The sequence below is a fragment of the Micrococcus sp. APC 4021 genome (assembly GCF_030407635.1).
GTDB lineage: Bacteria > Actinomycetota > Actinomycetes > Actinomycetales > Micrococcaceae > Micrococcus > Micrococcus luteus.
On the sequence record NZ_JASDCZ010000067.1, the window covers coordinates 1 to 11,906 of the forward strand.

11 protein-coding genes are annotated in these 11,906 nt (G+C 72.1%); 3 read left to right on the forward strand and 8 right to left on the reverse strand.

Features of this window, described 5'->3' with window-relative positions:
- Positions 1–68 precede the first annotated feature (68 nt).
- Positions 69–2,600 carry an HAD-IC family P-type ATPase gene (locus QL983_RS07305; protein WP_069941807.1) on the forward strand — a complete coding sequence of 844 codons (2,532 nt, stop codon included), beginning with the start codon at positions 69–71 and terminating at the stop codon, positions 2,598–2,600.
- A 6-nt stretch (positions 2,601–2,606) separates the two neighbouring features.
- Here QL983_RS07305 and QL983_RS07310 read toward each other — a convergent pair whose 3' ends face one another.
- A complete protein-coding gene (locus QL983_RS07310; RefSeq protein ID WP_036313859.1) occupies positions 2,607–3,428 on the reverse strand; it encodes a hypothetical protein in 822 nt (273 codons plus the stop codon).
- 125 nt (positions 3,429–3,553) lie between these two features.
- On the opposite strand from QL983_RS07310, the gene QL983_RS07315 reads away from it, so the two are divergent.
- Entirely contained in the window at positions 3,554–4,006 is a 453-nt protein-coding gene (locus QL983_RS07315) for a hotdog domain-containing protein (protein WP_049147545.1), read from the forward strand.
- Between the two features lie 39 nt (positions 4,007–4,045).
- Here QL983_RS07315 and QL983_RS07320 read toward each other — a convergent pair whose 3' ends face one another.
- The 7 genes from QL983_RS07320 to QL983_RS07350 form a co-directional block, all read right to left on the reverse strand.
- Positions 4,046–4,681, reverse strand: a complete 636-nt coding sequence (locus QL983_RS07320) for an energy-coupling factor transporter transmembrane component T (protein ID WP_036336646.1) — start codon at positions 4,679–4,681, stop codon at positions 4,046–4,048.
- Complete coding sequence (locus QL983_RS07325; RefSeq protein ID WP_036313854.1) at positions 4,681–5,442, reverse strand: ABC transporter ATP-binding protein; 762 nt, start codon at positions 5,440–5,442, stop codon at positions 4,681–4,683. Before QL983_RS07325 ends, QL983_RS07320 begins: the two co-directional genes overlap by 1 nt.
- Positions 5,439–6,104, reverse strand: coding sequence for a biotin transporter BioY (locus QL983_RS07330; protein WP_036313851.1), 666 nt, complete (start codon positions 6,102–6,104; stop codon positions 5,439–5,441). Before QL983_RS07330 ends, QL983_RS07325 begins: the two co-directional genes overlap by 4 nt.
- Before the next feature lie 433 nt (positions 6,105–6,537).
- A protein-coding gene (locus QL983_RS07335) for an IS3 family transposase (protein ID WP_102708792.1) occupies positions 6,538–7,712 on the reverse strand; the annotation gives its coding sequence in 2 pieces (ribosomal slippage) (positions 6,538–7,425 and positions 7,428–7,712; 1,173 coding nt in all).
- A gap of 326 nt (positions 7,713–8,038) precedes the next feature.
- Complete coding sequence (locus tag QL983_RS07340; RefSeq protein WP_230297579.1) at positions 8,039–8,512, reverse strand: signal peptidase II; 474 nt, start codon at positions 8,510–8,512, stop codon at positions 8,039–8,041.
- A gap of 180 nt (positions 8,513–8,692) precedes the next feature.
- A complete protein-coding gene (locus tag QL983_RS07345) occupies positions 8,693–10,648 on the reverse strand; it encodes a cation-translocating P-type ATPase (protein WP_170721174.1) in 1,956 nt (651 codons plus the stop codon).
- Entirely contained in the window at positions 10,645–11,007 is a 363-nt protein-coding gene (locus QL983_RS07350) for a metalloregulator ArsR/SmtB family transcription factor (protein ID WP_036313923.1), read from the reverse strand. Before QL983_RS07350 ends, QL983_RS07345 begins: the two co-directional genes overlap by 4 nt.
- A gap of 152 nt (positions 11,008–11,159) precedes the next feature.
- Between QL983_RS07350 and QL983_RS07355 the strand changes: the two genes are divergently transcribed.
- Positions 11,160–11,906 (forward strand): cytochrome c biogenesis protein CcdA (locus QL983_RS07355; RefSeq protein ID WP_036313837.1); only part of this gene is annotated, 747 nt, incomplete at its 3' end.

The following is an 11,906-nucleotide window of genomic DNA, read 5'->3' on the forward strand; positions in this document are numbered from 1 at the left end:
GCGGTCGCACCCGGGTTCATCCCCTCGTCGGATGCCCGGCCCCACGCCGGCTGGGTAGATTCTGTGCCATGGCCTCCCCCTCCCCTGCGTCCGCGCACCCGTCCGCCCCCGAGAGCGGGACGGGCCTGGGGTTCACCGGCGCGGCGGGGATCACCGGGCTCACCGCCGCCGAGGTCGCCGAGCGGGAGGCCGCGGGCCTGGTCAACGTCCAGTCGCGGGACACGTCCCGCTCGCTGGGGCAGATCCTGCGCGTGCACGTGTTCACGCTGTTCAACCTGGCGATCGCGCTGTGCGCCGTCGTCGTGATCCTGATGGGCCGCTGGCTGGACCTGCTGTTCTCGCTGGCGGCCGTGGCCAACGTGGTGATCGGCGTGGTCCAGGAGTACTCGGCCAAGCGGAAGCTGGACCGGATCGCGCTGCTGCACCAGGACGACGTCGTCGTCATCCGGGACGGGGCGCGCGTGCCCCTGCCGATGGCGCGGATCGTGCGGGACGACGTCGTGGTGCTGCGCCGCGGCGACCAGGTGCCCGTGGACGGCGAGGTCCTCGTCTCGGACGGCCTGGACATGGACGAGGCGCTGCTCACCGGGGAGAACGACCCCGTGCCCAAGACCCCCGGGGACGCCGTGCTCTCGGGCTCGGCCGTCGTGGCCGGCGCGGGCCTGGTGCGCGCGACGGCGGTGGGCTCGGCCTCGCACGCGGCCCGGCTCAGCGCCGAGGCCCGCCGCTACTCCGCCATCCACTCGGAGCTGCGCGGCGCCCTGGAGAAGGTGGCCCGCTGGCTGACGATCGCCCTGGTGCCGATCATCGCGGTGATCGTGCACGGCCAGATGACGGCGGTCGGCGGCTGGTCCCTCGCCCTCTCCCAGCCGCGCGAGGCCGCCCTGGAGCCCGCGCTGATCGCGTCCGTGGCGGCGGTGACCAGCATGATCCCGCAGGGCCTGGCGCTCATGACGACCATCGCGTTCGCCGTGTCCGCGCTCAAGCTGGCCCAGCAGGAGGTCCTCATCCAGGAGCAGCCCGCCGTGGAGGTCCTGGCCCGCGTGGACACCGTCTGCCTGGACAAGACCGGCACCCTCACCGAGGGCGGCGTCCGGTTCGACCGGCTCACCGCGCCCGCCTCGGCGGACGCGTCCCCGGACGCCCACGACGACGGCGCCCCGGCCGAGGTCGGCGACGGGGCTCGGGCCGTGCTCGCCTGGTTCGGCGCGGACCCGGACGTGAACCCCACCGCGGCGGCCCTGCGCGAGCCCTTCACGGCCGTCCCGGCCGTGGACCCCGCGGCCCAGGTGGCGTTCTCCTCCGCGCGCCGGTGGTCGGCGGTCGCGTTCGGCCCGGAGGCCGGGGCCGCGGCCGGCACGTGGCTGCTCGGCGCGCCCGAGGCCCTCGTGGACGAGCGGCTCCTGGGCCCCGACGCCGCCGAGGCCGTCCGCGCCCAGGTCCACGCCGACGCGGACGCCGGCCGCCGCGTGCTGCTGCTGGCCCGCACGGACGCGCCCCTGATCGGGGATGCGCTGCCCGCCGGAGGCGTCCCGGTCGCCGTCGTGACGTTCCGCGAGAACGTGCGCCCGGACGCCGCCGAGACCCTCGACTACTTCCACGCGCAGGGCGTGCGGACCGTGGTGATCTCCGGGGACAGCCCACGCACCGTGGCCGCCGTGGCCCGCGAGGTGGGCCTCGAGGTGGCGGGCCAGGCCTATGACGGGCGCACCCTGCCGGACGAGCCCGGGGAGCTCGCCGCCGTGATGGCCGAGCACGACGTGTTCGGCCGCGTCAGCCCGGACCAGAAGAAGGCGATGGTGCAGGCGCTGCAGTCGCGCGGGCACGTGGTGGCCATGACCGGCGACGGCGTGAACGACGCCCTGGCCCTGAAGACCGCGGACCTGGGCATCGCCATGGGCAACGCGGCCCCGGCCACCAAGGCGGTGTCCCGGATGGTGCTGCTGGACGGGCGCTTCGACCGCCTGCCGCGCGTGCTCGGCGAGGGCCGCCAGGTGATCGCGAACATGGAGCGGCTCGCCCACATCTACCTGACGAAGACGACGTACGCGCTGCTGTTCGGCGTGGTGTTCTCCCTGTTCGCGTGGCAGTTCCCGCTGCTGCCGCGGCAGGCCTCCACGGTGGACTTCATCATGATCGGCGCGCCCACGTTCTTCCTCGCGCTGCTGCCGAACCCGCGCCGCTACGTGCCCGGCTTCCTGGGGCGGGCGCTGCGGTTCGCGATCCCCTCCGGCGCGGTGATCCTGCTGTCCATGGTGGCCTTGCATGCGTACGTGCGCCTCACCGCCGGCGACGTCGACCTGGCCCGCCAGCAGGCCGCGTTCATGATCACCCTGACCCTGCTGGGCCTGTGGGTGCTCAGCGTGATGTCCCGGCCGCTGAGCGCGCGCGTGGTGGTCCTCATCCTGGCGATGTACGCGGTGCTGGCCGCCGTCGTGCTGGTGCCGGCCTCCCGCTGGTACCACCGGATGGAGGTCCCGCCCACGGACGTGCTCGTGGCCGCGCTGGTGGTCGCCGCGCTCGGGTGCGGACTGATCGAGGTCATCCACCAGGTGCACCGCCGCCACGTGGCGAGGGTGCTGGCCGCCGCGGGGGCCTGAGACCCCTCAGCGGCGGGCGCGACGCACGGCGGCCCGGTAGTCGAGCCACGTCCACACCAGCACGACGACGGCGACCAGCAGGTACGCGACGTCCCACGCGCTGAGCCGCTCCCCGGCCACCACGCCCGGGAGACGGGTGGCCAGGATGAGCAGCACGAGCGCGGTGACCGCCCAGGCCCGCCGGCGGGGCGCGGCGACCCGGTCCTTCTGGAAGCCCGCGGCGTACGACTCCGGGGAGCCGAGCTCCTCGGCCAGCGGGCGCCCGGCCGCGGCCCCGCGTGCCCGCGCGTCACGGACGATCTCGGCCACCCGTGCGTCGGGCAGGTCCTTGCGCAGCCGCAGGACGCCGGCGAGGCGGCGGGCCCAGGCGTCGTCGTCGAGGGCGGCGGGGGGCTCCCCCACGGGCCGGCGGGCCGGCGGGAGCAGCCGGTGCGCGAGCCAGGCGAGGCCCGCGCAGACCGGGGCGACGGCGAGCAGCCAGAACGTGCTCCCGGTGAACAGGTGCGTCTGCGCGTTCACCTCGACGAGCCACCATGCGAGCACCAGCCCGAGGGCCAGGAGGGCGGCGACGGCCACCAGCGTGGCGGCCAGCCGCGGGACGCGGGCGAGGAGCCGCTCCCAGAGGACCATCACCGCCGCCCCGGGCACACTCATGAGCACCGGGGACAGCAGCAGCCCCCACGTGTAGTCGGTGGTGAGTCCGTCCCGGAGCAGCCAGACCAGGCAGAACAGGACGGCGATGCCGGCCGCGACCGTGAAGCCGAGCACCGGCACATCGCGCCAGGTGGCGTCGGGTGTGACGGGGTCGGAGTGGGGGCGGATGGTCATCGGCCGGGTCCTTCCTGTGTGCTCCGTTGCGGATCCCTTCCGGCGACCCTACGGCCTGCTCGAGCACGTCTCCGCATCGGGCGCCCTCCCTCGTGCCGGCGTCGGCGTCGCTCTACCGTGGGGCCATGGACTCCACGCTCTTCACCCGTTCGGCCGACCGCGCCGCCCACGACGACGTCAACTTCCGCACCCGCAAGTGGGTCAAGCCGGAGGACCTCAACGCGAACAACACCCTCTTCGGCGGCTCGCTGCTGCGCTGGGTCGACGAGGAGGCGGCCATCTACGCGACCCTGCAGCTGGGCAACCCGCGGTGCGTGACGAAGCTGATCTCGGAGATCAACTTCCTGGCCTCGGCGAAGCAGGGCGACATGATCGAGATGGGCCTGCGCGCCACCGAGTTCGGGCGCACGTCCCTGACCATGCGGGCGAAGGTGCGGAACATCGTGACCGGCGAGATGATCCTGACCATCGACAAGATCGTGTTCGTGTCCCTGGGCGAGGACGGCAAGCCCGTGCCCCACGGCTTCACCGAGATCACCTACGACCGCGACCGTCTGCCCCTGGACAACCCCCTCTGAGCCGGCCCGCCGCCCCACGCGGTCCGGGGGCGGGCGGCTCTAGTCGATGCCGCGGGCGGCCAGGGCGTCCCCGACGTCGTCCGCGTGCTTGAAGCTGAGCACCAGCAGCGGCAGCGCCCAGGCCCACGGCGCCATCCGCACCCCGCGGGCGGCCTGCGCATGCCGGATCTGCTCGGCCAGGGCGCGCAGGTGCCCGATCGAGGAGAGCACCAGGCCCATCGCCAGGCCCACGCGGTCGGCGCGGAACCCCGCCCGCGCCAGGCGCGGCCCCGCCCACGGGATCCGCTCGACCGGCCGCAGCACCGCCTCGGCCACCCCGGTCATGTCCGCGATCCGGGTGGTGCGCGTCAACACCTGCGCGGTGAGCACGAGCCCGAGCACGCGCGCCACCATGAGTCCGGCGGCGAACGCGTCGGTGAAGATCCACTGCGCCGCGAACAGGACCACGTAGAACAGCCACAGAGCGCGCAGGTCGGAGGCGATCATCGCCGCCCCGCGCCGCAGCCCGAAGCCCACGAGATACGCGGTTACGGCGCCCACGACGGCGGCGCCCGCGGTCCACAGGGACAGTGGCAGCAGGGTCAGGGCCAACACCCACACCGCGAACAGGCCCGTCTTGAGGCCGGCGCGGGCGTGGTGCAGGGGCGAGTCGCCGTGGATGTACAGGGAGAGCATCAGCGCAGCTCCGCCGCCACGGCGTGATCCAGGAAGTGCTCGTACGCCTCGACCACGTCCTCGGCCGGGCCGGTCCGCTCCACACGGCCGCCGTGGACCCACACGGCCTCGTCGCATGCACGGGCCAGCTCGAGGTCGTGGGTCACCAGCAGCAGCTGGAACCCGTCCGGGGCGGAGGGGTCGGCGGCCAGCAGCCGGTCGGCCACGATCCGCCGGTGCCGGCCGTCCAGCAGGGAGGTCGGCTCGTCGGCGATCACCAGGGACGGCCCGGTGGTCATCACCGAGCACATCGCCAGCCGCTGCGCCTGCCCCGAAGACAGGGACAGGCACGCCCGGTCCGCGAGCGCGGTGAGCCGGTGCTCCTGGAGCGCCGCGGCCACGCGCGCGGCGACGTCGTCCTTGGTCAGGCGGCGGCCGGCGTCGTCCCTGAGCGACTTCACGGTCAGCTCCACGTCCTCCCGGACGGTGGGCATGACCATCTGCGCGGCCGGGTTCGCGAACACGAAGCCGACGGTGCGGCGCAGCGCCTTCACGTCCCGGACGGCGTCCACCCCGTGCACGGTCACCTCCCCGGCGACGACGTCGGCCAGCCCGGCGATCGCGCGGGCCAGCGTGGACTTGCCGGAGCCGTTCTCCCCGATCACCGCCACACGCGGGGCGGTGAGGGTGAGGTCCACGCCGTCGAGGAGCACGACGACGCCCTCGGGGCCATCGGCCTCGACGCGGACGCCCGTGAGGGTGACGGAACGGTCCGGGCTCATCGGAAGGCGCGGGGGTAGGCCTTCCACAGGCCGACGACGAGGATGACGGACACGACGAGCTTGAGCAGGTCACCGGGCACGAACGGGGCCATGGAGAGGACGGCGGCGCCGAACTCCATCCCGGCGATCCCGACGAAGCCGAGCACGCCGAAGAAGTAGACCATCACGACGCCACCGATCAGCCCGGCGACGGCCGCCCCGAGCGCGACCCGTCCGGCGCCGAGGCCGGGCCGGGCCCGGGAGGTGAGGGCCCAGAAGATCAGGCCGACGATCAGCGCGGACGGGATCCAGCCGAGGATGAAGCCGGCCGTCGGGCCGGCGAACACGCCCAGGCCGCCGCGGCCGCCGCTGAGCAGCGGCAGGCCGAGCGCCACGAGGCCGGCGAACAGCGCCATCGAGGCGGCCCCGCGCCACGGGCCGAGGATCACACCGGCCAGGATCACGGCGATGTTCTGCAGCACGATCGGGGCGGGCACACCGGCGACGGCGATCGGCGGCACCAGACCGAGGACGGCCATCAACGCGGTCATGACGGCGATGCGCGCGAGGCTGCCGCCGGCGGAACCGCGACGGGGGCGGCCGGCGTCGGTGGGGCGGTCCGCCGTCGTGGTGGCCGCGGGGCGGACGTGGCCGTCGTGGGACGAGGGCACGGAAGTGCTCATGGAGGGACTCCTGGTGCGGAAGCGAGTGCGAGGGGGCGCTCAGCCGAGGCGCGGGGCGCATGGCGAGTGCCCGACGAGTTGAACAGTGTTCAGGAGTCTACTGCAGGGGCGGAGGTGTGGGCGGCCGGGGTGCGTTCCCGGGGCGACACCGAGGCAGCGGTTGTCGAGATGCAACGAAGATTTCAGAAACGCGCGAATTTGATTCATACGCCGGTCAGGCCCTGAAGGGTTGACATCGGCTCCTCCTGCCCCTCGCCTGACCAGCGCACGGGATCACGGGCGCTACGCTCGATCCATGTGTCGAGATGCAGCGAAGATTTCACAAACGCGCAAGTATGTTTCATACGACCACGAGTCACTTAGGTCTTGACCTTTGAACATCGATCGACTAAGGGTCATAGGGGACTGGTGCACGTGTAGGTGACAGCCGTCTTCACGCCGCGTCTGCGGGCGTGTGGTCCATGATCAACTCGTACTCGACCGGCGTCAATCGGCCCAGGCGCACCTGCCGGCGGCGGCGGTGGTAGGTCCGCTCGATCCAGGTGATGATCCCGGCCCGCAGCTCGTCCCGGGTGTCCCAGTCGCGTCGGTCCAGCACGTTCTTCTGCAGCAACGCGAAGAAGGACTCCATAGCCGCGTTGTCCCCGGCAGCACCGACCTGACCCATGGACCCGATCAGCCCGTGGGTGGTGAGGGCGTCCTGGAATAGGGCCGAGCGGAACTGCGAGCCGCGGTCCGAGTGCACGATGCACCCGGCCACCGCATCGGTGCCGCCGCGGCGTGCCACGGCCTGCTCGAGGGCGTTCACGGCCAACGAGGCCTGCATACGCCCGGCCATGGAGTACCCCACGATCCTGCCGGCGTAGAGATCCTTGATCGCGCAGAGGTAGAGCTTGCCCTCACTGGTGGGGTGCTCGGTGATGTCGGTCAGCCACAGCCGGTTCGGAGCTTCGGCAGAGAAGTCCCGGCGGACGTGGTCGTCGTGCACGGGTGGGCCTGGGCGGGTCCCGTACTTGCCACGCTTGGCCCCGAACCCGCAGTGCCACCCGTTCTGGCGGCAGAGCCGCCAGGCAGTACGGGCGGCCATTCGCTCCCCGGCCGCCTCGGCCTCGTCCCGCAGCAGCCGGTACCCGAACTCCGGATCGTTCAGGTGAGCGGCGTGCAGGGCGTTGGCCCGGTAGGCCTGCTCCACCTCAGAAACGGCGACGGGCTGGTCCCGCCAGCGGTAGTAGGGCTGGCGGGCGAGCTTGAGGACCCGCAAGGACACCGCGACCGGGATCTGGTCGGCGGCGAGCTCGGACACGAGCGGGTACATCATTTTTTCGGCAGGTTCGCCTGGGAGAGGTAGGCCGCGGCGCGGCGTAGGACTTCGTTCTCCTGCTCGAGGAGCCGGATCCTGCGGCGGGCTGCGCGGAGTTCTTCGGCCTCGGCCTTGGTGGTGCCTGGGATGTTGCCTGCTTCGATATCGGCCTGGCGAATCCAGTTCGTCAGGCAGGACTCGGAGATGCCGAAGTCCTTCGCGATGTCTTTCAGATGGGTGCCGGGCTCACGGTTCTGCGCGACCCGGACGACATCATCGCGGAACTCTTTGGGGTAGGGGGCGGGCATGGTGCACATCCTTCCCTGTGGTGTGGGAACACCACAGATCGTATGTCACCTGTACGTGCGTCAGTCCCTCCCTCGGCCGTCGGCCTGTGCACGATCGGCCCCTTGACCACAGGGGTCAGGAGCACCGGGGTCGGGACGCGGATATGGTCTGTCGTTCCCAGGGCCGGGGCTTCTGCTCCATCGCCGACCGGCGTCGAGGCGTGCCACCCACCTGTCGCACCGCCCCACCCCGCCAAGATCACCGTGTGGTCTCGTACGGCGCCGGCAGGTTGACTCCCTAGGGGGGACCGACTGCAGCGGGCCGCGGAGGGGAGTCCTAGTAGTGGTTATCGCGCGACGTCGACGGTGCCCCGGTCGGGCACCGTGGCGGTCAGGAGGACCGCGGCCAGCGCCCCGCCGACAATGAAGATGTCCGCGATGTTGCCGATGAACCAGTTCCCGTAGGCGAGGAAGTCCACCACGTGGCCTTGCCCGAATGACGGTGGGCGCAGGAGCCGGTCACCCAGGTGGGAAGTCACCGCGCCGCCGAGACACCCGATCACGATCGCCCAGGACACGGTACGGACCCGGAGGGTGAACCAGATCGCCGCGGCGACCGCCACCGCCGAGATGATGGTGAAGATCCAGGTCGAGTTGGCCCCGAACGAGAAGGCCGCCCCGGGGTTGTAGGCCAGCTGGAGCCCGAGCAGCTCACCCAGGAGCGGGACTCGCTCGCCCGTGGACAGGCTGTTCTCCGCCCACCACTTGGTCACCTGGTCCAGGACCACTACGCCGGCCCCGATCGCAATGGTCAAGAGCACCAGGGGGTACCTGCGCCGGTGGTTCATTCGTGTCCTTTCGCGATGCGCCCGTTTCCCGGCGCCTCAGTGGATCTGCTGACCCCGGCGCGACCTGTGAAATCGCTGGCAGGTACCGGATGGACCGGACAGGTCGGGTCTCACCGGGCCTGGGCGTCTCTGTCCCGCAGGCACGGTAGGAGCTCATCCCGTGGTGGCGGGTTGGGCTTGCCGGTCGGTGAGGGGTTCCAGGGCGGTGCGTCGGGTGGTGGCGGCGCGCAGGCCGTTGCCGATGACGATGACCTCGGCGACCTCGTGGACCAGGACCACGGCGGCCAGGCCGAGGACGCCGGTGATGGCCAGCGGCAGCAGCACGGCGATGATCAGCAGCGAGAGAATGATGTTCTGATTGATGATGGCCCGGCCGCGGCGGGCGTGGGCCAGAGCTTGGGGGATCAGGCGCAGGTCGTGGCCGGTGAAGGCGACATCGGCGGATTCGATGGCTGCGTCCGAGCCGGTGGCGCCCATGGCGATGCCGACCTCGGCGGCGGCCAGGGCGGGAGAGTCGTTGATGCCGTCACCGATCATCGCGGTGGGCCGGGTGCCGGTCAACTGGTGGACGGCGGTGGCCTTGTCCTCGGGGCGCAACTCGGCGCGCACGTCGTCGATGCCGGCCTGGTCGGCGATCGCCCGGGCGGTGCGGGCGTTGTCCCCGGTGAGCATGGTCAGGTCGATGCCCTGGCCGGTCAGGGTGGTCACGACGGTGGGGACCTCAGGGCGCAGTTCGTCACGGACCCCGATGGCCCCGGCGACCGCCCCGTCGCGGTGGATGATGACCACGGTCATGCCCTGGTCCTCCAGCCCCTGGACCTGGGCCGCCAGGGGGCCGGGGGCCAGCCAGCGGGGGCTGCCGACGGTGACGGTAGCCCCGTCCAGGCGGCCGGTGATCCCGTGCCCGGCGGTCTCGGTGACGCCCTCGGCCGCGGGCGTGTCCGGGGTGGCGGCGGTGATGGCCGCGGCCAACGGGTGGGTGCTGTGCTGTTCCAGTGCCGCGGCCCAGCCCAGCACTTGGTCCTCGGTGATGCCGGGGGCGGCGAGCACGGCGGTGACGGTGGGCTGGTTGCGGGTCAGGGTCCCGGTCTTGTCCACCGCCAGGTGGCGGATCCCGCCGAGGCGCTCGAAGGCGGCCCCGGATTTGATGACCACCCCGAACCGGCTGGCCGCGCCGATCGCCGAGACCACGGTGACCGGCACCGCGATGGCCAGCGCGCAGGGCGAGGCGGCCACCAACACCACCAGGGCGCGGGTGATCCACAGTTCCGGGTCCCCGAGCAGGGACCCGAGGGCCGCGACGAGCACGGCCAGGATGAGCACCCCGGGCACCAGGGGCTTCGCGATCCGGTCGGCCAGCCGGGCCCGGTCCCCCTTCTCGGCCTGGGCCTGTTCGACCAGGTGCACGATGGTGGTCAGGGAGTTGTCGGTGCCGGCGGCGGTGGCGTCAATCTCCAGGGCCCCGGCGGTATTGATCGACCCGGCCGAGACGGTGTCTCCCGGGCCGACCTCGACCGGGATGGACTCGCCGGTGATCGCCGAGGTGTCCAGGGAACTGCGCCCGGTACGCACGATCCCGTCGGTGGCGACCCGTTCCCCGGGCCGGACCACGAGCACCTGCCCGGGTCGCAGGTCCTTGGCCTCGACCTCCACCGTGGCCCCGCCGGCCCGGATGGTCGCGGTCTCGGGCACCAGTTTCAGCAGGGCGCGCAGGCCCGCCCGGGCCCGGTCCATGGCCTTGTCTTCCAGGGCCTCGGCGATGGAGTACAGGAACGCCAGGGCGGCGGCCTCCTCGATGTAGCCCAGGATCACCGCGCCGATGGCGCTGATCGTCATCAGCAGTCCGATCCCGAGCCGGCCCCGGGTGAACAATCCGCGCAGCGCCCCGGGCACGAAGGTCCAGGCGCCCAGCACCAGCCCGACCCAGAACACCACCGTGGCCACGAGACCGGCCCCGGACCATTCCAGGACCAGCCCGGTGAGGAACGCCAGCCCGGAGAGCGCCGGGAGCAGGATGGCTGCATCGCGCCACCACGGCCGGTGCTCCTCGTGCTCCTCGGGTGCACCGGGAGTGGGGGTCGGGGCCTCGCAGCCGCAGGCGGCGCTCACGAGGCCACCTCCGCCGTGTCGCAGCACCGGGGTACCGGGCAGCCCGGGTCCAGGCAGGGCGCGGAGGCATCCACCGCGAGGGTCACCTCGAGCAGACTGCTCAGCGCCCGGGCCAGGTGCGCATCGACGATCGCGTACCGGGTGCGGCGGCCCTGGTGCTCGACGGCCACGATCCCGCAGTCCCGCAGGCAGGCCAGGTGGTTCGACACGTTCGACCGGCTCAGCCCCAGGGCCTGGGCCAGCTCGGCCGGATACCCGGGGCCCTCCAGCAGGGACAGCAGGATCCGGGATCGGGTGGGGTCGGCCATCGCCCGGCCCAGCCGGTTCATCACGTCCAACCGTGTCGCAATCGTCAGCATGTGGTGAACTATACAGCCTGCACTGTAGTCTCTTGCGGGGTTTCGCCCGGGCCGGGCGACCCCGATCGATTGAATCAGTGAGGACCCTCCGTGACTGCCCGTTGCTGCCCCACCTTCCCGCATCGCCGCTGCCGGGGCCGAGGAGGACGGCCATGAGCCTGGGTGGGTTCTTCGCCGAGATGGTCCAGTCCGGGGCACTGCTGGTGGCGATGCCGCTGGCCGTGGTCGCCGGGCTGGTGTCCTTCCTCTCCCCGTGCATCTTGCCGCTGGTGCCCGGATACCTGGGGTATGTCTCCGGGCTGGCCGACCCGCGCCGGGCGGACAACCGGCGCCGGGTGATGACCGGGGTGGGACTGTTCATTATGGGCTTCGCCGCGGTGTTCACCCTCTACGGGGCCGCCTTCGGGGTGATCGGCGGGTGGCTGTTGCAGTGGCAGGACGCGCTGATCCGGGCCTTGGGGGTGTTCGTGATCCTGATGGGCCTGGTGCTCATCGGCTGGCTGCCGTTCCTGCAGAACACCCGGCGGATGTCCTTCCAGCCCAGGACCGGGATCGCCGGGGCCCCGCTGCTCGGGGTGGTCTTCGGCCTGGGCTGGACCCCGTGTATGGGCCCGACCCTCAGCGCCGTGCTGGCGTTGAGCACCACCACCGGGGACCCCTGGCGCGGGGCCCTGCTGGGCTTCCTCTACTGTCTGGGCCTGGGCATCCCCTTCGTGCTGGTGGCGATGGGCCTGGACTGGGTCACCCGAACGCTGGGCTTCGTCCGCCGCCACATCCGCGCCTTCAACATCATCGGCGGGGTACTGCTGGTGCTCGTCGGGGTGCTGATGGTCACCGGGATCTGGACCCTGTGGATCTACCAGCTGCAGAACCTGGCCGGCACCTTCACCACCCCCGTC